Origin of the sequence: Kribbella sp. NPDC049584, from assembly GCF_040675555.1 — a bacterium.
Classification (GTDB): domain Bacteria; phylum Actinomycetota; class Actinomycetes; order Propionibacteriales; family Kribbellaceae; genus Kribbella.
In genome coordinates this window covers 76,613-100,609 of the sequence record NZ_JBFAPF010000014.1, presented here as the reverse complement: position 1 = coordinate 100,609, position 23,997 = coordinate 76,613, and the positions used below count along the sequence as shown (strand labels likewise).

Annotated in this window: 23 protein-coding genes; 11 read left to right on the top strand and 12 right to left on the bottom strand. The window is 68.1% G+C overall.

What is annotated here, in order from left to right; all coding sequences use genetic code 11:
- Positions 1-67: 67 nt before the first annotated feature.
- Positions 68-1,210, top strand: a complete 1,143-nt coding sequence (locus AB0J62_RS36000) for an NAD(P)/FAD-dependent oxidoreductase (RefSeq protein ID WP_363881232.1) — start codon at positions 68-70, stop codon at positions 1,208-1,210.
- A gap of 8 nt (positions 1,211-1,218) precedes the next feature.
- Here AB0J62_RS36000 and AB0J62_RS35995 read toward each other — a convergent pair whose 3' ends face one another.
- Positions 1,219-2,217, bottom strand: a complete 999-nt coding sequence (locus AB0J62_RS35995; RefSeq protein ID WP_363881230.1) for a LacI family DNA-binding transcriptional regulator — start codon at positions 2,215-2,217, stop codon at positions 1,219-1,221.
- Between the two features lie 119 nt (positions 2,218-2,336).
- Between AB0J62_RS35995 and AB0J62_RS35990 the strand changes: the two genes are divergently transcribed.
- The 4 genes from AB0J62_RS35990 (at position 2,337) to AB0J62_RS35975 (ending at position 7,921) form a co-directional block, all read left to right on the top strand.
- The gene (locus AB0J62_RS35990) at positions 2,337-3,821 is read left to right on the top strand and encodes an alpha-N-arabinofuranosidase (protein WP_363881228.1); all 1,485 of its coding nucleotides are present in this window, start codon (positions 2,337-2,339) and stop codon (positions 3,819-3,821) included.
- A gap of 12 nt (positions 3,822-3,833) precedes the next feature.
- Positions 3,834-6,044 carry a family 43 glycosylhydrolase gene (locus AB0J62_RS35985; protein WP_363881226.1) on the top strand — a complete coding sequence of 737 codons (2,211 nt, stop codon included), beginning with the start codon at positions 3,834-3,836 and terminating at the stop codon, positions 6,042-6,044.
- Complete coding sequence (locus AB0J62_RS35980) at positions 6,045-6,932, top strand: glycoside hydrolase family 43 protein (RefSeq protein ID WP_363881224.1); 888 nt, start codon at positions 6,045-6,047, stop codon at positions 6,930-6,932.
- A gap of 86 nt (positions 6,933-7,018) precedes the next feature.
- A complete protein-coding gene (locus tag AB0J62_RS35975) occupies positions 7,019-7,921 on the top strand; it encodes a hypothetical protein (RefSeq protein WP_363881222.1) in 903 nt (300 codons plus the stop codon).
- On the opposite strand, the gene AB0J62_RS35970 is transcribed toward AB0J62_RS35975, so the two are convergent.
- Positions 7,908-9,275 (bottom strand): PLP-dependent aminotransferase family protein, encoded by a 1,368-nt coding sequence (locus AB0J62_RS35970; protein WP_363881220.1) that lies wholly within the window; start codon positions 9,273-9,275, stop codon positions 7,908-7,910. The two genes, AB0J62_RS35975 and AB0J62_RS35970, sit on opposite strands and share 14 nt — an antisense overlap.
- Positions 9,276-9,344: 69 nt before the next feature.
- Here AB0J62_RS35970 and AB0J62_RS35965 point away from each other — a divergent pair, with 69 nt between their 5' ends.
- The gene (locus AB0J62_RS35965; protein WP_363881218.1) at positions 9,345-10,022 is read left to right on the top strand and encodes a pyridoxamine 5'-phosphate oxidase family protein; all 678 of its coding nucleotides are present in this window, start codon (positions 9,345-9,347) and stop codon (positions 10,020-10,022) included.
- Here the strand turns inward: AB0J62_RS35965 and AB0J62_RS35960 are convergent.
- The 5 genes from AB0J62_RS35960 to AB0J62_RS35940 all read right to left on the bottom strand — a co-directional run bounded on the left by AB0J62_RS35960 (position 10,019) and on the right by AB0J62_RS35940 (position 13,774).
- Positions 10,019-10,804 carry an ABC transporter permease gene (locus AB0J62_RS35960; protein WP_363881216.1) on the bottom strand — a complete coding sequence of 262 codons (786 nt, stop codon included), beginning with the start codon at positions 10,802-10,804 and terminating at the stop codon, positions 10,019-10,021. The two genes, AB0J62_RS35965 and AB0J62_RS35960, sit on opposite strands and share 4 nt — an antisense overlap.
- A complete protein-coding gene (locus AB0J62_RS35955) occupies positions 10,801-11,742 on the bottom strand; it encodes an ATP-binding cassette domain-containing protein (protein WP_363881214.1) in 942 nt (313 codons plus the stop codon). Before AB0J62_RS35955 ends, AB0J62_RS35960 begins: the two co-directional genes overlap by 4 nt.
- Positions 11,743-11,911: 169 nt before the next feature.
- Complete coding sequence (locus AB0J62_RS35950) at positions 11,912-12,436, bottom strand: EXLDI protein (RefSeq protein WP_363881212.1); 525 nt, start codon at positions 12,434-12,436, stop codon at positions 11,912-11,914.
- A gap of 115 nt (positions 12,437-12,551) precedes the next feature.
- A complete protein-coding gene (locus AB0J62_RS35945; RefSeq protein ID WP_363881210.1) occupies positions 12,552-13,160 on the bottom strand; it encodes a hypothetical protein in 609 nt (202 codons plus the stop codon).
- 20 nt (positions 13,161-13,180) lie between these two features.
- Positions 13,181-13,774: a PQ-loop domain-containing transporter gene (locus AB0J62_RS35940; protein WP_363881208.1), complete on the bottom strand. Its 594-nt coding sequence runs from the start codon at positions 13,772-13,774 to the stop codon at positions 13,181-13,183.
- An 81-nt stretch (positions 13,775-13,855) separates the two neighbouring features.
- On the opposite strand from AB0J62_RS35940, the gene AB0J62_RS35935 reads away from it, so the two are divergent.
- Entirely contained in the window at positions 13,856-14,302 is a 447-nt protein-coding gene (locus AB0J62_RS35935; RefSeq protein ID WP_363881206.1) for an Lrp/AsnC family transcriptional regulator, read from the top strand.
- A gap of 160 nt (positions 14,303-14,462) precedes the next feature.
- Here AB0J62_RS35935 and AB0J62_RS35930 read toward each other — a convergent pair whose 3' ends face one another.
- Complete coding sequence (locus AB0J62_RS35930) at positions 14,463-14,723, bottom strand: cell division protein CrgA (RefSeq protein ID WP_130445510.1); 261 nt, start codon at positions 14,721-14,723, stop codon at positions 14,463-14,465.
- Positions 14,724-14,856: 133 nt separating this feature from the next.
- Here AB0J62_RS35930 and AB0J62_RS35925 point away from each other — a divergent pair, with 133 nt between their 5' ends.
- The 4 genes from AB0J62_RS35925 to AB0J62_RS35910 all read left to right on the top strand — a co-directional run bounded on the left by AB0J62_RS35925 (position 14,857) and on the right by AB0J62_RS35910 (position 17,697).
- Entirely contained in the window at positions 14,857-15,594 is a 738-nt protein-coding gene (locus AB0J62_RS35925; protein ID WP_242000533.1) for a DUF881 domain-containing protein, read from the top strand.
- 17 nt (positions 15,595-15,611) lie between these two features.
- The gene (locus tag AB0J62_RS35920; RefSeq protein ID WP_363881203.1) at positions 15,612-16,229 is read left to right on the top strand and encodes an aminodeoxychorismate/anthranilate synthase component II; all 618 of its coding nucleotides are present in this window, start codon (positions 15,612-15,614) and stop codon (positions 16,227-16,229) included.
- An 89-nt stretch (positions 16,230-16,318) separates the two neighbouring features.
- Positions 16,319-16,816, top strand: a complete 498-nt coding sequence (locus AB0J62_RS35915) for a helix-turn-helix domain-containing protein (protein WP_363881201.1) — start codon at positions 16,319-16,321, stop codon at positions 16,814-16,816.
- Positions 16,813-17,697 carry an IS3 family transposase gene (locus AB0J62_RS35910; protein WP_363881199.1) on the top strand — a complete coding sequence of 295 codons (885 nt, stop codon included), beginning with the start codon at positions 16,813-16,815 and terminating at the stop codon, positions 17,695-17,697. Before AB0J62_RS35915 ends, AB0J62_RS35910 begins: the two co-directional genes overlap by 4 nt.
- Positions 17,698-17,772: 75 nt before the next feature.
- Here the strand turns inward: AB0J62_RS35910 and pknB are convergent, their stop codons facing one another.
- The 4 genes from pknB to AB0J62_RS35890 form a co-directional block, all read right to left on the bottom strand.
- Positions 17,773-19,614: a Stk1 family PASTA domain-containing Ser/Thr kinase gene (pknB, locus tag AB0J62_RS35905; protein WP_363881197.1), complete on the bottom strand. Its 1,842-nt coding sequence runs from the start codon at positions 19,612-19,614 to the stop codon at positions 17,773-17,775.
- A 123-nt stretch (positions 19,615-19,737) separates the two neighbouring features.
- Entirely contained in the window at positions 19,738-21,192 is a 1,455-nt protein-coding gene (locus tag AB0J62_RS35900) for a penicillin-binding transpeptidase domain-containing protein (RefSeq protein ID WP_363881195.1), read from the bottom strand.
- Positions 21,189-22,586: an FtsW/RodA/SpoVE family cell cycle protein gene (locus AB0J62_RS35895; RefSeq protein WP_134106384.1), complete on the bottom strand. Its 1,398-nt coding sequence runs from the start codon at positions 22,584-22,586 to the stop codon at positions 21,189-21,191. The genes AB0J62_RS35900 and AB0J62_RS35895 overlap by 4 nt, the downstream gene beginning before the upstream one ends.
- A complete protein-coding gene (locus tag AB0J62_RS35890) occupies positions 22,583-23,989 on the bottom strand; it encodes a protein phosphatase 2C domain-containing protein (protein ID WP_363881192.1) in 1,407 nt (468 codons plus the stop codon). The genes AB0J62_RS35895 and AB0J62_RS35890 overlap by 4 nt, the downstream gene beginning before the upstream one ends.
- Positions 23,990-23,997 lie beyond the last annotated feature (8 nt).

Sequence of the window (23,997 nt, the reverse complement as noted above, 5' to 3'; positions counted from 1 at the left end):
GTTGACTTTCGCCCGACGTAGCTCTAGCGTAGAAGTCAACAAGCGTTGGCAAATGAAAGGAGCGACGATGACTCCGCGGAATGCAGAGGTCGTGGTGGTGGGGGCGGGTCCGGTCGGGCTCGCGGTGGCGGTCGGTCTCCGGCTGCACGGGCACGACGTGGTGGTGATCGACAAGCAGGCCGAGGGCACGAACACCTCGCGGGCGTGCGTGATCCATCCGCGGACTCTGGAGGTGCTGGAGCCGCTCGGCGTGACCAAGCAGCTCGTCGACCGCGGGCTGGAGCTGGAGGACTTCGCGATCCGGGCCGGCGACCGCAAGCTCATCCCGGTCGGCTTCGAGGACCTCCCGACCGCGTACCCGTTCGTCACGATGATTCCGCAGCCCGTCACCGAGCAGGTCCTGCTCGACCGGCTCGAGGAGCTCGGCGGGTCGGTCCTCCGCCCGTACGCCGCGACCGGGCTGACCCAGACCCCCGACGGTGCGGAGGTCACGCTCGACAACGGCGACGTGATCCACGCGCAGTACGTCGTAGCCGCTGACGGCATGCACAGCACGATCCGCGAGTTGGCCGGCCTGCGGATGCCTGGCAACACGCTGGAGCTGTCGCTGAGCCTGGTCGACGTACGCGTCGCAAGCGGACTGCCGACCGACGAGGTCGCGCTGTACTTCGCGGCGGCCGGACTGCTCGTCGTCGCACCCTTGCCGGACGGAAGCTTCCGCCTGGTAGCTGAGGTGCACGATGCGCCCGAGCACCCCGACCTGGCGTTCGCGCAGCACCTGGTGGACGACCGCGGTCCGCGGAAGTCGCACCCGAAGGTCACCGAGGTCGTCTGGGGTTCCCGCTTCCGGATCCACGAGCGGGTCGCGGACAAGTACCGGTCCGGGCGCGTGCTTCTCGCCGGCGACGCAGCGCATACGCACAGCCCGGCCGGCGGCCAGGGCATGAACCTGGGCCTCCGCGACGCAGTCGTTCTGGCGGACGCACTCTCGGCGGCGCTGGCCGGTGACGAGTCAGGCCTGGATGCCTACGCGACGAACAGCCGCGCGGAGGCGGTCCGGGTGATCGGGCTGGCACACCGCCTGACCCGGCTGGCCAATGTCCCCCGGGCGATTCGTCCGGTGCGGAACGCCGTACTCGGGCTGGCTGGTCGCCTCGGCAAGACGCAGAACGGACTGGCCAAGCAACTCGCCGGGTTCCCGGAGCGATAGGACAGGCGTTAACCGGCGGTCGATTCGCGGATCTGCAGGGTGTACGGAACGGTGAGGTCGCGATGGGCGGCCTCACCGTTTCCGGCGATCCGGTCCAGGAGCAGTGCGACCGCGTTGTCGGCCAGCCACTCCTTGTCGGGCGAGATCGTGGACAGCGTCGGCGAGTGGTACCGGCCGTCCTCGATGTCGTCGAAACCGATTACGGCGACGTCATGCGGGGCGCGAAGGCCGGCGTCGGCCAGCGTTCGCAATGCTCCGAGGGCGAGTAGGTCGTTGAAGCAGAAGACCGCGTCCGGTGGCTCGGGCAGCGCCAGTAGCTCGCGCATCGACGCGGCGCCGTCCTCCCGGTGGTATCCGGTCCCGGCGAGCTCGAGCGCTGGATCGTGTGGCAGGCCGGCCGCCTTGAGAGCCTTCCGGTACCCCTTGCGCCGTACCGCCCCGGTGCTCGTCCCGCCGACACCGATCGCCGCGATCCGTCGTCGGCCGATCGAGATCAGATGCGTGGTGGCGTCGCAGGACGCCTGGACCGAGTTGACCGCGACCCGGTCGAACTGGCCGCCGGCCGGTCGCTCGCCGAGCAGGACCAGCGGCTTCCCCACGTCGGCCACGGTCAACTTGGCCGGCACGGTCGTGATCGGGGAGAAGATGATGCCGTCGATCAGTTGCCCGCGCATCCCGTCCAGGACTACCTTCTCGGCCGCCGACTCGCCCTCGGTCTGGTCGATCAGCACCGTGATCCCGCGGCGCTTCGCGGCCCGGCTGATCTCGGCGCCGAGCTCGGCGAAGTACGGCGAGGCCATCTCCGGGATCGCCAGCGCGATGAAGTCCGAACGGCCTTTGCGCAGTGAGCGGGCGCTGACGTTCGGCCGGTAGCCCAGGGCGGCGATCGCGGCCTCGACCTTGGCCCGGGTGCGGGCGGTGATGTGCGGGTAGTCGTTGATCACGTTCGACACGGTCTTGACCGAAACGCCGGCCTGCGCGGCCACATCACTCAGCCTGGTCGCCATCCCGAGAACCTCCAGTCGCCGGCCTGTCGCCCGAGTCTGCCACCGCGAACTCTTTACAGCGATTGTCAATCGTTGTAGACAACCACGTTAAACGTTGTAAACGACTCTGGGGAGGCCCTGTGGCACGGCTGACGGTTGACCCAGCGTTCGTCGTCGGCCAGTTGGACCGGCGGGTGTTCGGTTCGTTCGTCGAGCACATGGGGCGGTGCGTTTACACCGGGATCTACGAGCCGGGGCATCCGCGGGCCGACGCGGACGGGTTCCGGGAGGACGTGCTCGAGTTGGTCCGCGAGCTCGGCGTCACCGCGGTCCGCTACCCCGGCGGGAACTTCGTCTCGAACTACGACTGGGAGGACGGCGTCGGCCCGAAGGACCAGCGGCCGCGGCGGCTCGACCTGGCCTGGCGGGCGATCGAGCCGAACCAGTTCGGCACCGACGAGTTCGTCGCGTGGTCGCGCAAGGCCGACGTACAGCCGATCTGGGCGGTCAACCTCGGTACCCGCGGGATCCGCGAGGCGGTCGACCTGCTCCAGTACTGCAACCTCCCGGCCGGGACCGCGCTCAGCGACCGCCGCGTCGCGAACGGCAGCCCGGAGCCGCACAACATCCGGATCTGGTGCCTGGGCAACGAAATGGACGGTCCCTGGCAGATCGGCCACAAGACGGCCGACGAGTACGCACGGCTCGCCGAGGAGACCGCGAACGCGATGCGGCGCGTCGAACCCGATCTCGAGCTGGTCGCCTGTGGTTCCAGCAACGCCACGATGCCGACGTTCGGCGAGTGGGAACGCGTCGTCCTCGAGCGGACGTACGACCTCGTCGACCACATCAGCCTGCACGCGTACTACGAACCGCGCGACGGCGACCAGGCGAGCTTCCTGGCCGCCGCCGAGGAGATGGACCGGATGATCTCGTCGGTCATCGCGACCGCCGACCACGTCAAGGCACTGAAGCGCAGCGACAAGGAACTGACGCTGTCGTTCGACGAGTGGAACGTCTGGTACCAGCAGCACTTCCCCGGCGAGCTCGGTCTCGGCATCCGTGAGGTCGGCCCGCTGATCGAGGACAGCTACACCGTCGACGCCGCGGTCGTGGTCGGCAGCCTGCTGATCACGCTGCTCCGGCACGCCGACCGGGTGAAGATTGCTTGCCTTGCGCAACTGGTCAATGTGATCGCCCCGATCCGTACCGAGCCGGGCGGCCGCGCCTGGCGGCAGACGATCTTCCACCCGTTCGCCCTGACCGCGCGGTACGCCGGTCCGACCGTGCTGCAGACCGCGATCACCGGCGGACCGGACATCCACACCGCCGCCTTCGGCACGCTCCCGGCGCTGTGGAGCACAGCGACGTACGACGAGACAACCGGGGAGACCGCGATCTTCGTGGTGAACCGGAGCGAGACCGACAAGATCGATCTGGAGATCCCGGTGACCGGACGTTTGATCCAGCACCTGGCTCTGTACGACGAGGACCGGTCCGCGGTGAACACCGCGGACCACCCGGACCGGGTGACGCCCCGGACCGTGGATGGCACCGAGATCGTCGACGGTGTCTGCACCGCCACGTTGCCGCCCGCTTCGTGGCATCTGATCCGTTTGAGCTGAAGGGACCGCCCTGTGCCTTCGAAACGACTACTCGCCACAGCACTTGCTGTCGTCGCGGTAGCGGCCGGTATGTCGGCCGCCACCGCGGCGCCGGTCGTGACCACCACCAATCCCGTCACATCCAGCTTCGCCGACTCTTTCGCCGACCCGTCGATCATCCAGGGCCGCGACGGCTACTGGTACGCGTACGCCACCTCCGACCCGCTCGTCGCGAACGGCCCGTTCGGCCTGATGCACATGGCCCGGACCAAGGACTTCAGTTCCTGGGAGTACCTCGGCACGGTCTTCAACGACCAGACCAAGCCGGCCTGGGCCGCACCCGGTTCGTTCTTCTGGGCGCCGGACATCCGGTACTTCGGCGGCCGCTACGTCATGTACTTCACCGTCACCGACACAACCGCCAACGCCGGTGGTGATCCCGCGATCGGCGTGGCGACTGCGCCGACGCCGGCCGGACCATGGACCGCGAGCGACGGCCCCGTCGTGGCACCACGGCCCGACGGCAACGGTGGCTACCTCGGCACGATCGACCCGGCCGAACTCACCGCCGCCGACGGCAAGCGGTACCTGTACTACGGCGGCTTCAACGGCGGCATCTCCGTGACGGAACTGAGCGCCGACGGCATGCACGCGGTCGGCGCTCCAACCCAGGTCACGATCGGCGACCGCTACGAGGGCTCGTACGTCGTCTACCGCGACGGCTGGTACTACTTCATGGGCTCGTCGATGAACTGCTGCGCCGGCCCGACCACCGGGTACTCCGTCTTCGCCGGCCGGTCCCGCTCCCCGCGCGGGCCGTTCGTGGACGCCGACGGCGCCAAGCTCACCGACTCCCGGGTCGGTGGTACGACGGTGATCACGCAGAACGGCAACAAGTGGATCGGCCCCGGCCACCACGCGTTCATCACCGACGCGGCCGGTCAGGACCACATCGTGTACCACGCCATCGACCGCGGTACGCCGTGGCTGACCGACCCGTTCGGCATCAACCGGCGCCCGATGCTGATCGACCGGATCGACTGGATCAACGGCTGGCCCCGCACCCGCGCCGGCCTCGGCCCATCGGAGGGCCCAGTACCCGCACCCACCACCGGCTCGTCGCTGGGCATCGACTCGACCAACCCCGCCGCCGGCCTGCTAGGTGCAACAGCCAACCCGGGCGACGCGGTCGGCGGTCCCACGGCCTCGATCCAGGGGGCAGCCCAAACCCGCGCCTCGGCGCCCGGCGGTTCCCTCCGCGTCGAAGCGGACGTCAAGCTGGGCACTACCTTCACCACAGTCCTGGGCAATCAGGTGGTCGCGTCTGTTGCGAACAACCGCCTGACGTTGGCGGTCGGACGGCGTACGACGTCTGTGAACCTGCCCGCCGACTTTGACCGCACGCAGTGGAACAAGCTGTCCGTGCAGGCGAGCGAATCCACCGTGACAGCACGACTGAATGACGCCGGCCTAGGAGACGTCTACGCAGAGGCGCAGCTCAGCGTGCCCGGGTTGAGGCTGGCGTCGGCTCCGGTGCGGTGGGTCGGGAACGCCGAGGTGGACAACCTGACCGTCAGGCCCGTCGCCAAGCCGGTGACGAAGCCGGCCGCAGTACCGCGGACCGGAAAGCTGCTCGCCGGCGACGACTTCGACGGCGCGCTCGGAGCGGACTGGACCTGGGTGCGTCCGGACGACAAGGCAACTGTTGCCAATGGCAACTTGAGTTGGCCGCTGGAGAACGCCGACCTCGTCGGCAGCGGGAACAACGCCGGTCTCCTCCTGCACGCGACGCCGGCCGGGAAGAGCTGGATCGCCGAGACCAAGCTGCACCTGGACACGGGCATCGATGACGTCCGCAACTACCAGCAGGCCGGGATGATCGTCTACCTGAACGACGACGACTTCGCGCGCCTCGGCGATGTCGCGATCTGGAAGACCCGCCAGACGGAGTACGGGCGCGAGTTGGTAGCGCGGCCCTCCGACGGCGCCACGTCGTACGGCGCTGCCGCGATCGGCCGGACCGCGCCGACGATGTGGATGCGGATCGCGTACCACGAGAACGCCGCCGGCGAGCACGTCTACCGGGCCGGCACCTCGGTCGACGGGAAGAACTGGACCTGGGGAGCGTCCTGGGTCCTCCCGGCCGCCGCACGCATCGGCCTCTACGCCCACGGCGAGTTCACCGGCGCGAACCCGCCCCCGGTCGCAACCGTCGACTACCTGAAGTTCTACGAGAGCAAGTAGATGTTCACCAATCCGGTGTACGACGGCAGCTTCGCCGATCCGCAGATCATTGCGGTGGGCAACGAGTACTACGCCTTCGCGACGAACGGGCCGCTCGGCAACGTTCAGACTTTGACGTCGACGGACCTCGTGTCCTGGCGGCAGGTCGGTGACGCGCTGCCGTCGTTACCGGATTGGACCGCGCCCGGAAGGGTGTGGGCGCCCGAGGTCGCGGTGCACGCGGCGGACCGGTACGTCATGTACTACACGACGCGCGATCTCGCGTCCGGTCACCAGTGCGTCGGCGTCGCGGTCGCGTCCACACCCCAAGGTCCATATGTCGACAAATCTCCACGGCCGTTCATCAGTCAGGCCGACGAGGGCGGTTCGATCGACGCATCGCCGTTCCAGGACTCGACCGGCCGCCGCTGGCTGTACTGGAAGAACGACGGGAACGCGATCGGCGTGGACACCTGGATCTACGTCTCCGAACTGTCCGCCGACGGCCTCACGCTGACCGGTCCCGTGCACCGCATGATCAAGCAGGACCTGCCCTGGGAGGGCAACCTCGTCGAGGCGCCATACATGGTCGAGCGCAACGGCAAGTTCCACCTCTTCTACTCCGGCAACGCGTTCGACAAGCCGATGTACGCCGTCGGCCACGCCCTCTGCGACTCCCCGACCGGCCCCTGCACCAAGTCCGGCGACCCGATCCTGTCGTCGAGCGCCGACGCCGCCGGCCCAGGCCACAACATGGTCCTCGGCGACTGGTTCGTCTACCACGCCTGGAACCCGACCCAGGTAGGCACCGACCCCAAGGGCCGCACCATGTGGCTCTCCCAACTGACCTGGCACGGCGACACCCCCGTCGTCCAACCGCCGCTACGCAACAACCCCGCTGAACCCTGACGCTCACCGGACCCTCACTGACGTAACCTTTCCGGGCCCGGCCGCATCTGGATCTGTGGGAGGACCAGATCTGGGGAGGGATCGTTATGCGGCGGACTATTGTCTCCAGCCTGGCGGGGGCGGTTGCGTTGGCTGCGGCGGTGTTGGTGCCATCGGCACACGCCGCCGGGTCGGCTGCGACCGGGGCATGCTCGCTTGCGCCGGGGTCTGTGCTCGACAGTGGGGCACAGGACAACGGTGGGATCACGGTGGGCTATCCGGCGCGGAGCGTCGGCTTGCCGGGACCGATCTTCGGCGTGTTCGCGCCGGGCGCGGTCCGGCTCAGTACGACCTTCACGAGCGATGCGTCGAACCTGGGCGCCACGAACGACGGCTGGGTGGTGCAGGGTGACTCGTTGTACTACCGCATCTACTCGATCGACACGATGAACGAGTTCGTGCCCGGCCTGCCGAACGTGACGCAACGGATCGGCGGCGGGTGGTCGAACTTCACCGCGGTGGAGGTTTCCCGGACCACAGCGCGGACGACGGCGTACGGACTGCGTAGCGACGGCACGCTGTTCCGCTGGTCGGTGATCGGCAGTGGTTGGCGGAGTGCCGGGTCGGCGACCGGGTTCGCGGCGGTGAAGTCGATGGCGTTGATCAGCAAGACGGCGACGTACGACACGTTCCTCGCGAACACCCGCGGCGGCGCGCTCTACACCATCCACATTCCGACCGCCGCGACGATGAAGCCGATCGTGAAGCCGGTCCGCACCAGGACCTGGCAGGGCTTCGAGACGCTGCTCGCGAGCAAGTGCGGCAACTACGGCACGCTGCTCGTCGCTATCGACAAGGACACCAGGACCGTCCACTGGTATGCCGTTGGCCACGCCAACGGCACTGCCACAGTGATCAACCATGTCAGCTCGTCCCCATCCGGGTACAGCGCGACGGTGAAGTTCCGCTGGGGCAGCACCCCGGACATCGACCCGCTCAACGGCGAGTAAGGACCTCGGTCAGGATCGTCAGGGCTCGGTGCAGATCGGACGTCGACGGCGTCGCGTAGCCGATCACCAGCCCTGGCGGTCCTGGCACGCTGCGCCGATACTCCGACAGCGGGGCGACGACAACACCAGCCTCCCGAGCCGCGGCAGCGATCCGGAGATCGTCGGCCTCGTCGGGCAGCAGCAACGTGACGTGCAGGCCGGCGTCCTGGCCGATGACCTGGCCGTACGGCGAGAGCGCGGCGACCGTGTGCGTACGCCGGTCTGCGTACAAGCGGCGACCGCGGCGTACGGCCTGGTCGAGGTAGCCGTCGCGGAGCATCGCGAGCAAGGCGGCCTGCATCGGCCAGCCGGGCCAGTCGCCCGAGTTGGCGCGGAACGTGGCGAGGCGGTCGACCGTCTCCTCGGACGCGACCAGCCAACCGAGGCGGAGCGCGGGGCTGATCGTCTTCGACAGCGTGCCGAGGTGGACGACGCGCTCCAGGTCCAGTTGCGCAAGCGCGGGCAACGGCGCGACGTCGTACCGGAACTCGCTGTCGTAGTCGTCCTCGATCAGCTGTGCGCCGGCGCGACGCGCCCAGCGGATCAGTTCGTTGCGTCGGGCAACGGGTAGCCGGCCGCCGAGCGGGTACTGGTGCGACGGCGTGACGTAAACCGCGGCCGCGTTGTCCGTCAGCGCGCCGACCTGCAGACCGTCCTCGTCGACCGGGACGTCGACGATCTCGAGCCGATGGTCGCGCGCGGCGACCACCGCGTTGAGATAGCCGGGATCCTCGATCGCGATCCGGTCACCGGGTTGCCGGGTCACCGAGAGCAGCAGGCGCAGTCCATGCACGGTGCCGTTCGTGACGAGCACGTTCTCGGGTGCGCAGGCGATTCCGCGGACCCGCCCCACGTGGTCCGCGAGCGCGGCGCGCAAGGCGGGAAGGCCCGCGGCGTCGTCGTACCCGCGCGGCGGAGATTGCGTCGACACCTCACGCCATGCGCGACGCCACCCGGGATCAGGCGTCGGCGCGATGTACGGGATACCTGGACGCAGTGTCAGCAGCTCGGCGTCGGGATTCGCGGGGTGCGGGGTATGGCGTCGTACGGCCGGCTGCAGCGGGACGACGTCCGTGACGAACGTGCCGGCGCCGATACGGCCCTCGATCCAGCCCTCGGCGTGCAACTGGTCGTACGCCGCCTGTGTCACCGACCGCGAGACGGCCAGGTCCCGGGCGAGGTCGCGGGTGGACGGGAGCCGGTGGCCTGCCTGGAGCCGGCCGTCCAGGACAGCGGCCCGGAACTGCTCCGCCAGCTGCAGATGCAGCGGGAGGCCGGCAGCGCGGTCGATGGTCAGCGGGAGCGAGCTCTCCACGAATGGACTACCTGATTCGAACGGGAATGGACCGTGCCAGCATGCCACTCCCGACAGGACCCTGATTACATGACCAGTCCACTGCAGCCGACCGCCCGGACACAACTGCGCCGCTCGAAGGAACGGGCCGCGACCGATCGCGAGGCGCTGTACGACGTATTGCTCGAGGGCATGTTCTGTCATCTGGGCGTCGTCGTCGACGGCGCTCCGCTCGTCCTGCCGACGGCGTACGGCGTGGACCTGGATCGCGGGCCGGACGGGACGCTGTACCTGCACGGCTCGGTCGCCGCGCGCAGCGTGGTCGCGGCGCCGGAGCAGACGATCTGCGTGACCATCACCCACACCGACGGGCTGGTGCTGGCGCGGTCCGCCTTCCACCACTCGGTGAACTACCGGTCCGCGGTCATCTTCGGCGTACCGCGGCTGATCACCGACCCGGAGGAGAAGCTGCACGGTCTCAACCGGATCGTCGACCATCTCGTCCCTGGCCGGTCGACCGCCGTACGGCCGCCGAACCGCAAGGAGCTGGCCAAGACCTCGGTGCTCGCCCTGTCGCTCACCGAAGCGTCGGTCAAGACCCGCAACGGGCCCGCCAACGACGACGAGCAGGACCTCGACCTGCCCTACTGGACAGGCGTGATCCCGCTACACGTCGTCGCCGGCGAACCGGAGAACAATCCCGACTGCGACCTGCTGGTGCCTGCCCATGTCCGCACCCGCGCGAACCTGATGGGCGCACCGAGCTAGGCGACCGTCCCCTTGTTGTAGTTCTTCTGGGCCCAGAAGTAGCCGACGATCGCGATCGCCAGGCACCAGGCCAGGGCCAGCCAGCCGTCGCCGTTGTCCATCGGCGCGCCCAGCAGCAGGTGCCGCAGGGTGTCGATGATCGGGGTGAACGGCTGGTACTCCGCGAACCACCGGATGCCGCTCGGCATCGCGTCCAGCGGGATGAACGTGTTGCTGAGGAAGGGCAGCAGCAGGCTGATCGGCAGGACGATGTTGCTCGCGCTCTCCGGCGTCTTGCTGGTCAGCCCGAGCGCGATCGCGAACCAGGTCAGGGCGACGGTCACGGCGATCAGCAACCCGGCCGCGAGCAGCCACTCACCGACCGACGCGTCCGGCCGGAACCCGAGCAGGACCGCGAAGCCGACGACCAGGCCCAGGCTCGCGATGGTCAGGATCACGTTGCCGAGCACGTGCCCGGTCAGCACGGCCGGCCGGAAGATCGCCATCGTCCGGAACCTGGCGACGATGCCCTCGGTCATGTCCATGCAGACCGCGACCGCGGGCGACATCGTCCCGGAGGCGATCGACATCAGCAGGATGCCCGGGGTGAGGAAGTTGATGTAGTCGCCGCGTCCGCCCCCGCCGCCGAGACCGTTCGAGAACGTGTCGCCGAAGATCAGGCCGAACAGCAGGATCATGATGACCGGCATCCCGAGGGCGCCGAGGGACAGGCCCGGATACCGCTGGGCGTGCCGTAGGTTGCGGCGGAGCATGGTGCCGGTGTCCTGCAGGGCGTAACTCATTTCGCGGCAACTTTCTCGGTGGGCTGACCGGTGACGGCGAAGAAGACGTCATCCAGGTCGGGCGTGTGGACAGTGAGTTCGTCGACCTCGAGCGAGGCGTCGTCGATCCGGGCCAGCAGGTCGCGCAGCGCGTGCACGCTGCCGTCGTTCGGCACCTGCAGGACCAGCGATTCCTGATTCGGTACTGCGGTCGGCAGCACCTGTCCGGCCAGCGAGAACGCGTCCGGCGAGGTGAAGCGCAGCCGGATGTGGCCGCCCGGTGCGAGCCGCTTGAGCTCTTCCGGCGTACCTTGGGCGACCAATCGTCCGTGGTCGAGGACGGCGATCCGGTCGGCCAACTGGTCGGCCTCGTCGAGGTACTGCGTGGTGAGCAGAACAGTGACGCCGCCGGCGACCAGTTCGCGGATCATCGCCCACATGCTGTGCCGGCTGCGCGGGTCGAGACCCGTGGTGGGCTCGTCGAGGAAGATGATCTGCGGGCGGCCGACCAGCGTCATGGCGAGATCGAGTCGGCGTTTCATGCCGCCGGAGTACGTCATCGCCAGCTTCTTGCCGGCCTCGATCAGGTCGAACTGCTGCAGCAGTTCGTCCGCCCGCCGGCGGGCCTCCTGCTTGCCGAGGTGGTACAGGTCGGCCATCAGGATCAGGTTCTCCCGGCCGGTCATCAGGCCGTCCACCGCGGAGAACTGGCCGGTGACGCCGATCGCGGCGCGGACCGCCTCGGGGTTGCGGTGCAGGTCGTGGCCGGCCACCCGGATCTCGCCGGCGTCGGCGGTGACGAGGGTGGACAGGATCTGCACCGCGGTGGTCTTGCCGGCGCCGTTCGGGCCGAGCAGGGAAAAGATGGTGCCTTTGGCAACGTTCAGGTCGATGCCGTCGAGCACGAGTTTCTCGCCGTACGACTTGCGCAGTCCGATGACGTCGATCGCAGCTGACATGAGTGTTCCTCGCAGGTTTCGGGCAGGGGGAACCTGCCCCCAGGTGGCCAAGGGGTTGTTTCAGGGCGTGTTCGACCGCCCCGCGACCTAGCTCAGGTCGCCGGTGGTTGAGTCAGCGCCCCACTCCCGGCGCCGAAGGCGCCGTTCTGTTCGTTTTGTCGTGGGGGTTCTAGATGTCGAGGTCCTCGACCGCCGGCTGGTTGGCGGCTTCCTCGACCAGTTCGTAGAGGTCTTCGGGGATCAGCTCGCGAAGCTCCTCGACGGTTTCGACGATGTTCAGCGTGGCCTCGCCCTGCGCCATGCTCCAGGACTGGTCGCTGCTCCAGTTGCCGATCCAGGAGCGCCAGCCGGACAGATATCGCTCGTCGTCGCCGCTGATGGTGTATTGGCTGCGGCGATCGGCGTGCAGGACGAACTTGCCGGTCCGGCTCCGGTAGACCTTGAAGGCCTCGTACCCGGTGCTGCTCGACCGCCCGCCTTCGGCCAGCAGTACGCCGGAGAACCGCTGCTTGCGGCCGGCGCCCCGGCCCACCCGCACGGTGATCTCGTCGTACCCCTCGAGCCGTCCCTCTTCGAGCTCGACGTACTTCCGCAGCGCGATCGAGATCGCCGAAGACAGGTTCCCGGCGAGCTCCTGCGCCTTCTTGTACAGCGGCAGGTCGTCGTCGGACACGTAGATCGTCTTGTTAGGCATCGCTCTCCTCCTACGTAGAACTATACGCAGAAGGCTACGCACATGTCTACATATATCTCTACGTAGACGTGGAGCCGCCCGCGACGTTGATCGTCGCGGGCGGCTTGAAGGCTGACTACCTCGGTGAGTACAGCCAGGGCTGCTTCAGGTCGAAGAAGGCCGGTGGGCCGGCGGCGAGACTGTTCATCTCGTCCATGTCGGCCTGCAGCTCGGCCGGGACCTCTTTCTGCTCCCCTTCGCGGGCCGCGGCCTCGGTGGTGAAGAACATCGCCATCGTGTAGTCGCCGTCGTCGTACATGGCGACCTCACTGCCGAGAATCTCGGGCCGGAACGTGGCCCACTCGTCGCGGTGCCGGCCCATCACGTCACGCGCGTGCTCAGGATCGCTTCCCGCGCCCTGCATGACCTGCACGAAGCCGGCCGAGTCGGGGTCGCCCTGGATGTCGGTGACCACATCCTCGGTGTCGTGGAAGGTGGCGTCGCCGCTGAGCAGCGACGTGAACTCGTGCCACCACTTGTCCTGCCCCGGCGACTCGCTGTTCCGCCGCGCTGCGTCGGCGGACTCGAAGCGGGCCAGCGCGATGAACTGTCCGTCCGCGGTAACACCGGCCGTGGTCCCCAGCCAGCCGGATGCCTCGGGCGCCAGCTCTTCCATCCACCGATCCATCGCGGCATGCGCCTGCTCGGCATCGGTGACCTGCCCCTGAATGACCTGAACGAACATGGTGAGACCCTCCCCGTCTCTCAGGCCGCTACTTTGCAGTTCGACGGTACGCCCGCACGGTGGACGCGGGCGAGCATCAGGATCCCGGCCAGGACGCCGGTTGCTCCGAGGGTGATCAGTCGGGGATCGGTTTTCCACAGGCCGAAGAGGAGCCAGCAGGACAGTTCCCCACAGACCAGCGCCCAGGTGCCCTTCGAGATGCCGGTCGGGTGGGCGGTGCGGTACGCCGTCCACAGGGAAGGCGCGACCTGGACGATCGAGGCGGCCGCGAGGAGCGTGCCCAGGCCGACCCGTCCGCCGAGCGCTGCAGCAAGGGCGAGGACTCCTGCCCACCCGCAGATCCAGCGGATTGCTTGGCGGTTGAGGACGCCGCGGCGTACGAGCATCACCGAGACGGTGCCGGCCAGGGTGCTCGCGGCGGTCGAGGGAAGGCTCGCGGTCCAGTAGCCGGAGGCCATGAAGTAGCAGAACCAGGCGGCGTTGTTGATGCTCGTCAGCGTCGCCCACGACCAGGAGACTCCGGCCGTGTCCCCGGTCCGGCGGAGTTTGAGGATCTGCGGAAGGTACTGCGGAATGCCGAAGCAGGCCGCCGCGATAGGCAGAAGGTCGAGCATGGCGCAAGATTACTGCTGAATCCGCGAACTTATCTTGCAACTTCATGCTCAAGGAGACGCGTGAAGGATAAGATTCTTGGCATGGATGCGATTGATCGCAAGATCCTTGCGGTGCTCCAGGCCGAGGGGCGGCTGACGGTGACCGAACTGGCCCAGCGGATCGGGCTGAGTGCCGCCCCGTGTCATCGGCGGCTGCGGGAGCTCGAGCGCGGCGGGGTGATCTCCGGCTATCGGGCCGTGGTCGATCCGGGCGCGGTCGGACACGGGTTCGAGGTGCTGCTCGCGGTCACGATGGACCGGGAGGAGTCGGTGGCCGGGTTCGAGGCAGGGCTCGAACAGATCCCGGAGGTGGTGCACGCGGAGCGGCTGTTCGGCGAGCCGGACTACTTCGTCCGGGTGGCCACGGCGGATATCGCGACGTTCCAGCGGCTGCGCGACGAGCGGCTGGCGCGGCTGCCGGGTGTCCAGCGGATGACTTCGACGATCGTGATGAAGAAGGTCGTGGACAACCGGCCGCTGCCAACGTGAACAGTGTGGAAACTCATCCACTCAAACCTGATTTATCCACAGATTTGAGCGATTTCGGGGCGGTTTTCGTGGAGAAGTGATGGTCAGCTTGGGGATAACTCGCCCGAATCGGTGTGCACAACTGGGGATACGGGTGTGGATAACTCTCCGACGACCGGGGTCAGACCCACTGCGTGGAGACCACGAACCCGACCGCGATCAGGCCCATGCCGATCAGCAGGTTCCAGTTGCCGAGGTCCTTCATCACCGGGATGTCCTGGCCGGCCACGTAGAAGACGACCAGCCAGGCGAGACCGAGCAGCCAGCAGAACAGCATCAGCGGCGCGACCCACACGCGGCTGGTGGTACGCGGCCTCTTCGGGGTCTTCTCGACCTTGACCTTCTCGGTCTTCTTCTTGTTGCGACTGCTCGACTCGGGCACGACTGAACTCCTTGTAAGGACGGACGCATAAGCTGACCGCTACGACCTGTGCGGGTCGGTCCGGGTTAGCGTAGTGCAGACAGCAATGTGGAGATCACTGGTGCGTAGGTTGAGGCGGATTTCGCTGTGGCGCGTGGGTGCGCCGCTGGCGCTGCTGTGCGCCGGTCTGCTGTTCGCGACCAGTGCCACCAACGCCCGGGGCACGGACCTGCGGCCCAGTCGCAACACTACGCTCGCGGGCCTGGTGGAGGAACAGAGCCGCCGCAGCGCCAGCCTGGTCCGGCAGCACGCGGCACTGACCCACGACATCGAGGCGCTACAGGCGCAGCAGGGATCGATCGACCCGAAGCTGGCCAAGCAATTCGAGGACCTGTCCGAGCAGGTCGGCACCCGTCCGGTCGTCGGCCCGGGGCTGACCGTCACTCTCCGGGACGCACCGCCCGAGGTGGTCAAGGAGAACCCGGACGTCGACGAGAACTGGCTGGTCATCCACCAGCAGGACATCCAGGCCGTGGTGAACGCACTGTGGGCCGGTGGCGCCGAGGCGATGACGATCCAGAACCAGCGCGTCATCTCCACCACCGGGGTCAAGTGCGTCGGCAACTCCGTCGTACTGCACGGTGTCCCGTACCTCCCGCCGTACACGATCAGCGCGATCGGCGACCGGCGGAAACTGCAGAAGGCGCTCGACGACTCGCAGTACATCGAGAACCTGCAGGACTACGTGGTGAAGTTCCAGCTCGGGTACGACGTGAAGAACGAGTCCTCGATCTCGATGCCTGCCTACGAAGGCACCCTCGACCTGCAGAGCGCCACCGTGCCCGGTTATCCACAGACCCCGTCGGCCAGTCCATCGGTCACCGGCCGGTAGCTGTCACAATGGTCCGCATGCCGCGGATCCTTGTTGTCGACAACTACGACTCCTTCGTCTACAACCTGGTGCAGTACCTGCAGCAGCTGCAGGCCGACACCACCGTGCTGCGCAACGACGAAGTCACCCCCGACCAGGCGGGTGAGTTCGACGGTGTCCTGCTCTCCCCCGGTCCCGGTACGCCGGAAGAAGCCGGCGCGTGCGTGGACATCGTCAAGGAGAAGGGCGGCGTGGTCCCGATCTTCGGGGTCTGCCTCGGCCTCCAGGCGATCGGCGTCGCGTACGGCGGGGTCGTCGGCCGCGCGGACGAGTTGCTGCACGGGAAGACCAGCCAGGTGTTCCACGAGGGCGCCGGCGTACTCGCCGGACTCCCGTCGCCGTTCACCGCGACCCGGTACCACTCGCTCGCGATCGCGCAGGACACCGTGCCGGACGAGCTGCAGGTGACCGCACGCACCGAGGCCGGCGTGATCATGGCGGCCCGGCACCGCGATCTCCCGGTCGAAGGCGTGCAGTTCCACCCGGAGTCGGTGCTGACCGAGGGCGGTCACCGGATGCTCGCCAACTGGCTCGCGATCTGCGGCGACCAGGACGCGGTCGCCCGCTCCGTCGGCCTGGCCCCGGTCGTCAGCTAGAGCTCGGAACGAAGAACCCCCGGGGCGCTTGAACAGCTCCCCAGAAGTTGGACTGAGAAATTCAGTTCCGACTTCTGGGGAGCTTTCGTATGGATGGACGTAGTTCGTTGACCGGGGCGCAGCGGGTGGTGGCGGTAGGTTTGTTCGAGGAGGGGATGGGGTCGTGGGCTGTGGCGACGCGGCTGGTGGCGGCTCATGACCCGGTCAAGTTGCTGTATCAGCGGTGGCGGATCCATGGTGAAGGAGCGTTGGTGGCCCAGCCGGGGAAGCGGGCGTTCTCGTTCGAGTTCAAGCTGGCGGTGGTCGAGCGGTTCCTGGCCGGTGAGTCGGCCATGGAGCTGGCGGCTGAGCACGCGTTGTCCTCGCCGAAGCTGGTGAAGACGTGGGCTCGGACATATCGACGTGAGGGCGCGGATGGGTTGCGGCCGAAGCCGAAAGGCCGGCCGCGAGTGGACCGGGAGACGCCGCCTCCTGGGTCAGGTTCGGAGTCGGAGCTGGAGCGGCTGCGGCGGGAGAACGAGCTGTTGAAGGCGCAGGTGGCCTACCTGGGAAAATTGAAGGCCTTGAGGGAGCAAGAACGGCGGTGAGGGCGCAGGCCGTCATCTCTCTCAAGGCTGAACATCGACTCGACTTGTTGTTGCAGATCGCCGGGCTGGCCCGGTCCACGTTCTTCTATCACCAAGACCGTCTGCTCCGGCCGGATCCGCAGGCCGAGCTGAAGACCGCGATCCGGGACGTGTTCGAGAACAGCCATCGCCGTTACGGGCACCGGCGCGTCCACGCCGTACTGGTCCGGCAGGGCTGGCGGGTGGCGAAGAAGACCGTGCTGAAGCTGATGCGCCGCCTCGGACTCGACTGCCCAGTACGACGCAGAAAGCGCTACAACTCCTACCGAAGCAACACCGGCGAGGCGGGCCGGACCGCTGCGAACCTGCTGGCTCGTGACTTCACCGCGACCGCCCCGAACCAGAAGTGGGTCACCGACGTCACCGAGTTCCGCCTCGGCGGCACCGGGGACCGCAAGCTCTACCTGTCGCCGGTGATGGACCTGTTCGACCACCAGATCATCGCCTACACGATCGGCAACTCACCGAACCTGGCCCTGACCAACAACTCACTGCGCGACGCTCTGGCCACCCTCCAGCCCGGCCGCGACCCCGGCCAGGCGCCGCTGGTCCACTCCGACCAAGGCTTCCAATACCAGCACCCCTCCTGGCGGCGGCTGCTCGCCGGCGCCGGCGCGACCCAGTCGATGTCCCGCAAAGCCAACTGCTACGACAACGCCGTCATCGAGAACTGGTTCGGACACCTCAAAGAAGAACTCTTCGACCACACCCGGCACACCACCGTCGACGCCCTCACCGAAGCGCTACACGAATACATCGGCTGGTACAACAACCACCGCATCTCAACAAGACTCGAGGGCCTGAGCCCGGTGCAATACCGGACCCAGACCCTCCCAGCCTAGAAACCCTCTATAACCTTCTACTTAACAAGTCCAACTTCCAGGGACCAGTTCAGCTCGCCCCGGGGGTTCTGTCGTCTATCCGCCGATCGTGATGCCCGGCGTGGTCGGAGTGCTGGGCGGCGGCGTGTCCGTCGGCTGGCTCGGCGGCGGCGAGCTCGGCTCGTCCTGCTTGTTGACCGTCAGCGTGATCAGTGTTTTCTTCGGCGCCTTGGTGCCTGCCTTCACCGATTGCTGGAGGACCTGGCCGTCGGCCGCGTTCGGGTCGTGGCCGAACACGTACCCGACCCGGAAGCCGGCCTGCTCCAGCGTCAGCTTCGCGTCGTCGTAGGACTGGGTGACGACGTTCGGTACGTCGACGTTCGTGACGCCGCTGGAGACCGTCAGCGTGAACTCCTGACCCGACGGGTACTGCCCGTTCGGGTCCGGGCTGACCGCGAGCACGGTGCCCTTCTTCTCGTCGCTGTCCTGCTCGACGACCTTGTCCTTCACCTTGAAGTTCGCGGCAGTGCCTTCGAGCGCCTTGCGGGCGGCGGACTCGGACTTGCCGATCACGTCCGGCACCGGGAACGCACTCCGCCCGGACGAGAACACGACGGTGACCGTCGAGTTCTGCTCGGCCTCGGTCCCGGGCGCGGGGGTCTGCCGGATCGCGGAGCCGCGGCCGACCGTGTCGCTGGTCTCGGACGGTCCCTGCGCGAACTTCAGACCCTTGTCGGTCAGCAACGCGGTCGCTTCGGCGACCGACTTGCCGGTGACGTCCGGCACGGCGACCTTCGCCACCGGGGTGTTCGTCGCACCACCGCCGGCGTTGTTGTCCTTGCCCAAGTGGGTGAACAGGGCATACGCACCGACTGCGATCGCCACGATCGCCAGGCCGAGCAGGAAGTAGGCCAGGCCGCGGTTGCGCCGCGACCGCCCGTCGTCCTCCTCTTCCAGGTCGTCGCCGCCCGGCGGGAGGATGTCGTTGCCCGCGGTCTGGCGGTAGGCCTGGGTGGCAGCTGCCGCGACCGTGGTCGGCGCCATCGCGCGCGTCTCGGCGACCGCGGCCATCGGCGCTGTCACCTGCTGGCCGGCCAGCACCCGGTGGATGTCGGCCCGCATCTCGGCGGCGCTCTGGTACCGCTCCTCGCGGTTCTTCGCCAGCGCCTTCAGGACGACCGCGTCGACCTCCGGCGGGATGTCCGGGTCGAACGACGACGGCGGCAGCGGCTGTTCCCGGACGTGCTGGTAGGCCACCGACACCGGCGACTCACCGACGAACGGCGGACGCCCGGTGAGCAGTTCGTACAGCAGGCAGCCGGTCGAGTAGAGGTCGGAGCGGGCGTCGACGGTCTCGCCGCGGGCCTGCTCCGGGGACAGGTACTGCGCGGTGCCGATCACGGCCGCGGTCTGGGTCATCGTCGAGGACGTGTCGGCGACCGCGCGGGCGATGCCGAAGTCCATCACCTTGACCTGGCCCTGCGGGGTCAGCATCACGTTTCCGGGCTTGATATCGCGGTGCACGATGCCGGCCCGGTGGCTGTAGTCGAGCGCCTCGAGCACACCGGAGGTGATCTCCAGGGCGCGCTCCGGCATGATCTTGCGGCCTTCGCGGATCAGGTCCCGCAGCGTCTTGCCGGTGACGAGCTCCATCACGATGTACGGGATCGTGACGCCGGAGCCGTTCGGATCGGGCTCCTCGCCGGTGTCGTACACCGACACGATGGTCGGGTGGTTGAGTGAGGCGGCCGACTGGGCCTCCCGGCGGAACCTGGCCTGGAAGGTGGCGTCACTGGCCAGATCGACCCGCAGCCGCTTGATGGCGACCGACCGGCCGAGCCGGTTGTCCACACCCTTGCGGACCTCGGCCATGCCGCCGCGGCCGAGCGGTTCGCCTTCTTCGTATCGGCCGCCGACGAGACGTGCCTGCGATGTCATGACCTCAGCCTTCCAACCTGTCTGTGAGACACAAAAACACACTCAACTTGCCCACGGTAGCGGCCGCCACACGTGGTTCCCCGTTGGAAAGACGCGCCGTGACGGCATCATTCCGTATCGTGCTCATTGGCTCAGCACCGCCTCCATCACCGACTTGGCGATCGGCGCGGCCAGCTTGCCGCCGGCGATGTCGTCCCGGGCGATGTCGGCCTTCTCGATCAGCACCGCGACCGCGATCTTCGGGTCGTCGGCCGGTGCGAACGCGGTGAACCAGGCGAACGGCGGCCGGTCCTTCGAGGTCTGCGCCGTACCGGTCTTGCCGGCTACCTGGACGCCGCTGATCTGACCCGGCTTGCCGGTGCCGTTGTTGACGACGTCGACCATCATCGCGGTCAGCTGGGAGGCGACCTGCGGCGTGACCGCCTGGTGCAGCGACTCCGGCTTGGTCTCCGAGACCGTTTTCAGGTCCGGGGTCTTCACGCTCTGGACGAGGTACGGCTTCATCACCTCGCCCTTGTTCGCGATCCCGGCCGCCACCATCGCCATCTGCAGCGGCGTGGCGCGGACGTCGAACTGGCCGATCGCGGACTGCGCGGTCTGCGGCTCGTTCGGGTCGCCCGGGAACTGGCTGGTGGCCACGCTCGGCAGCTCGGCCAGCGGCCGCGCGCCGAAGCCGAACTTGGCGGCCTGCTCGCGCAGCGCGTCCGGCCCGAGCGCCAGGCCGACGCTGCCGTACGCCGTGTTGCACGAGTAGCGCAGCGCGACCGTCAGCGTCGCGTTGTTGCTGCCGCCGCAGTTCTTGCCGTCCTCGTTCACCAGCGGGACGGTCGTCTGCGGGAGCGGCAGCTCAGCCGGCGAGTTCACCTTGGTGTCCGGCGTGTACTTGCCGCTGGACAGCGCCGCTGCCGCGGTCACCAACTTGAACGTCGAGCCGGGCGGGTACAGCTCCTGCGCCGCGCGGTTCGACAGCGGCCGGTCCTTGTCCTCGGTCAGGCTCTTCCAGGCGGCGTCGACCTTCGTGCTGTCGTGCGAGGCGAGCCGGTTCGGGTCGTACGACGGCGTGGTCGCCATCGCCAGGATCTTGCCGGTCTTCGGCTCGATCGCCACCACCGCGCCGGTCTTCGAGCCCAGCCCCTTGTACGCCGCCTGCTGGGCCGCGGCGTTCAGCGTCAACGTGACGCTGCCGCCCTGCTGGGGCCGGTTGCTGATCACGTCGATGATCCGCCGGAACGCCATCGACGGATCCGAGCCGTTCAGCTCGGAGTTCATCGTCAGCTCGATCCCGGCGCGGCCGAACCGGTAGGAGTAGAAACCGGTCACGGGTGCGTACACCGGGCCGGACGGGTACGTGCGCTGGTACTTGAACCGGTCGTTGGACGGCTTGCTCTGCGCGACCGGCGTACTGCCGATCAGGATCGGGCCGCGGTTCACCGAGAACTGCGAGTCACGGACCCGGTTGTTGTCGTTGCGGCCGTTGATCTCGTTCGCCCGGAAGGCCTGCAGGTACGTCGAGTTCGCCATCAGCGCGAGCATCAGGATGATTGCCGCAACCGCTAAACGTCGGATCGCCGAGTTCACTGTTTCTGCACCGCCATCGCGATCGTTTCGTCGGACACGGGAGCGGCCGGGGTCTGCGGCCGCCGGGCCTGGTCGCTGATCCGCAGCAGCAGCGCGATGATCGCCCAGTTCGCGACCAGCGACGTACCGCCGAGGGCCATGAACGGCGTGGCCAGACCGGTCAGCGGGATCAGCCCGGTCACCCCGCCGACGATCACGAACACCTGCAGCGCGAACGACATCGCCAGACCGGTCGCGATCAGCTTGCCGAAGATGTCGCGGCAGCCGAGCGCCGTCCGCAGACCGCGCTCGATGATCAGCGTGTAGACCAGGATGATCGCGATCAGGCCGGTCAGGCCCAGCTCCTCGGCGAACGAGGAGATGATCATGTCGCTCTGCGCGTAGAGAGTCGCCTCCGGGTGACCCTGGCCGAGACCGCGGCCGAGGATGCCGCCCCAGGCCTGGCCCATCAGCCCGAGCTTCACCTGGCCGCCGTCGATCGCCCACGGGTCCAGCCAGTCGGTGACGCGGCGGTGCACATGGCCGAACGTCGCGTACGCGAAGTACGCGCCGCCGACGAACAACAGACCACCGATGATCAGCCAGCCGGCCCGCTCGGTGGACACGTACAGCAGGAACAGGAACAGGCCGAAGAACAACAGTGACGAACCCAGGTCGCTCTCGAACACCAGCACGCCCAGGCTGACGCCCCAGGCGATGCCGATCGGGCCGAGGTCGCGGGCTCGCGGCAGGTCGAGCCCGAGGAACCGGTGCCCTGCCAGCGTCAACACGTCGCGCTTGACCACCAGGTAGCCCGCGAAGAACACGACCAGGCAGATCTTGGCGAACTCACCGGGCTGGAACGACATGCCGGCCAGCCGGATCCAGATCCGGGCGCCGTTCAGGTTCACGCCGAGGCCGGGGATCAGCGGCAGGACCAGCAGCACCAGACCGGCCAGGCCGGCGGTGTAGGTGAGCGCCTGCAGCCGGCGGTGATCTCTGATCACAAGAATGACGACCAGGAACAGCACGACACCGACCGCGGTCCAGGTGATCTGCTGCGGCGCCGCCGGGGACTTCGGCGTCGCGCCTCTCGCCTCGGCGACCAGCGCCAGGCCGAGATCGATCCGGTGGATCATCGCGACGCCCAGACCGTTAAGCAACACTGCGCAGGGCAGCAGCACGGGGTCGGCGTACGGCGCCCGGTAGCGCAGCGCGAAATGAGCGATCAGGGCGAGCAGGGTGATGCCGGCGGCGTAGTACCCGGTGCTGGCGGGGACTTCGTTCTGGACGGTGATGCCGATGTTCACGTACGCGCCGACCGAGACCGCGATCGCGATCACGAGCAGCAGCAGCTCCACTCCGCGCCGGGTGCGCGGAATGATCTGGATGACCGACGTAGGGGCGTAGCTCATCGGACTCCGTCGCAGTCGTCCGGGCTGCCCGGCGTCGTCGAACTGCCCGGGCTGGTCGGTGTCGTCGACGGGTGCACGACCGGAGTCGTCACCGGCGGCTTGGAGACGGGCGGCTTCGACACCGGGGGCTTCGACACGGGCGTGCTCGGCTTCGGCGTCGGTGTGGGGGTCGGCTTGGTCTTCGCGGCGCACTCGGCAGCGGTCTGCTGCAGCTCGGCGACGATCGACCGGGCGCCGGCCAGGTTGTCCGCCTGGATGTTGCCCTCCACCTGCTCGCGGCTGTACGTCGGGAGCTTGTCGACCTGCAGGGACTGACGTTCGTAGACCTTCGACAGGTCCAGCCCCGGAAGGTCCGCCTCGACGCCCTTGAAGATCGCCACGTAGTCGCCGTCGGTGCCGACGTAGTACTGCTTCTGGGTCCAGCTGTACGCGAACCAGCCGCCGCCGCCGATCAGCCCGAGGATGATCACGAGTACGGCGATCCGCCGCAGCCAGGGGAACCGCTTCGGCGGACGCGGTGCGTACCGAAGCTCCTCCGGGTCCAGCGCGGCGCCGTGGCCACCACCGCCGTGCCCGCTGCCGCCGGTGTGGATCGCGACCGTCGGCTCGCCCCGACCCGTGCTGCCCTGGGCCAGCTCGGCGGCCGCACCCACCAGTTGCGGCTGGACGCCGCTCGAGGGCTCCGTCTCGACGACGTCGGCGACCACGCAGGTGACGTTGTCGTTCGAGCCTGCCTCGAGCGCGTGCGTGATCAGCTCGACGACGACGGAGTCCGGCGTACCGGAGGCCATCGAGGCGGCGATCACCTCGTCGCTCACGTAGTCGGGCAGGCCGTCGCTGCACAGCATCAGCCGGTCGCCGGCCTGGACGTCGAGGATCTCCAGGTCCGGATCGGAGTCCGGCCGGCCGTCGAGCACGCGCAGGATCAGGTTGCGGTGCGGGTGGGAGAAGGCCTCCTCCTGGGAGATCCGGCCCTCGTCGACCAGCGACTGCACAAAGGTGTGGTCGTGGCTCAGCTGGTACAGCACTCCGTCGCGCATCCGGTACGCGCGGGAGTCGCCGAGGTGCGCCAGGCCGAGTTGCTTGCCGTCGAACATCAGCGCGGTGACGGTCGAGCCCATGCCCTCGCGCTCGGGGTCCTCCTCGACCAGCTCGGAGAGCCGCTCGTTGGCCCGGTGGACCGCGCCGGCCAGCGCCTCGATCATGTCCTCGCCGCCGATCTCGGCGGTGTCCAGCCGCCGGATCACCTGGACAGCCGCCGCGCTGGCCACCTCACCGGCCGCGGCGCCGCCCATTCCGTCGGCGAGCAGCAGCAGGTGCGGACCGGCGTACGCCGAGTCCTCGTTGTTGCGGCGCACCCGTCCGACGTCGGACAGTGTGGCGTAGTCGAGCGAGAGGGTCATCGAGGCAG

What these genes read in the sequence shown, in the direction of transcription:
- AB0J62_RS35950 (WP_363881212.1), bottom strand. Translation starts at nt 12,436, where the DNA reads ATGCCTAACAAGACGATCTACGTGTCCGACGACGACCTGCCGCTGTAC.
- AB0J62_RS35935 (WP_363881206.1), top strand. Translation starts at nt 13,856, where the DNA reads ATGGATGCGATTGATCGCAAGATCCTTGCGGTGCTCCAGGCCGAGGGG.
- AB0J62_RS35975 (WP_363881222.1), top strand. Translation starts at nt 7,019, where the DNA reads ATGCGGCGGACTATTGTCTCCAGCCTGGCGGGGGCGGTTGCGTTGGCT.
- AB0J62_RS35945 (WP_363881210.1), bottom strand. Translation starts at nt 13,160, where the DNA reads ATGTTCGTTCAGGTCATTCAGGGGCAGGTCACCGATGCCGAGCAGGCG.
- AB0J62_RS35940 (WP_363881208.1), bottom strand. Translation starts at nt 13,774, where the DNA reads ATGCTCGACCTTCTGCCTATCGCGGCGGCCTGCTTCGGCATTCCGCAG.
- AB0J62_RS35995 (WP_363881230.1), bottom strand. Translation starts at nt 2,217, where the DNA reads ATGGCGACCAGGCTGAGTGATGTGGCCGCGCAGGCCGGCGTTTCGGTC.
- AB0J62_RS35965 (WP_363881218.1), top strand. Translation starts at nt 9,345, where the DNA reads ATGACCAGTCCACTGCAGCCGACCGCCCGGACACAACTGCGCCGCTCG.
- AB0J62_RS35890 (WP_363881192.1), bottom strand. Translation starts at nt 23,989, where the DNA reads ATGACCCTCTCGCTCGACTACGCCACACTGTCCGACGTCGGACGGGTG.
- AB0J62_RS35895 (WP_134106384.1), bottom strand. Translation starts at nt 22,586, where the DNA reads ATGAGCTACGCCCCTACGTCGGTCATCCAGATCATTCCGCGCACCCGG.
- AB0J62_RS35920 (WP_363881203.1), top strand. Translation starts at nt 15,612, where the DNA reads ATGCCGCGGATCCTTGTTGTCGACAACTACGACTCCTTCGTCTACAAC.
- pknB (WP_363881197.1), bottom strand. Translation starts at nt 19,614, where the DNA reads ATGACATCGCAGGCACGTCTCGTCGGCGGCCGATACGAAGAAGGCGAA.
- AB0J62_RS35980 (WP_363881224.1), top strand. Translation starts at nt 6,045, where the DNA reads ATGTTCACCAATCCGGTGTACGACGGCAGCTTCGCCGATCCGCAGATC.
- AB0J62_RS36000 (WP_363881232.1), top strand. Translation starts at nt 68, where the DNA reads ATGACTCCGCGGAATGCAGAGGTCGTGGTGGTGGGGGCGGGTCCGGTC.
- AB0J62_RS35955 (WP_363881214.1), bottom strand. Translation starts at nt 11,742, where the DNA reads ATGTCAGCTGCGATCGACGTCATCGGACTGCGCAAGTCGTACGGCGAG.
- AB0J62_RS35915 (WP_363881201.1), top strand. Translation starts at nt 16,319, where the DNA reads ATGGATGGACGTAGTTCGTTGACCGGGGCGCAGCGGGTGGTGGCGGTA.
- AB0J62_RS35960 (WP_363881216.1), bottom strand. Translation starts at nt 10,804, where the DNA reads ATGAGTTACGCCCTGCAGGACACCGGCACCATGCTCCGCCGCAACCTA.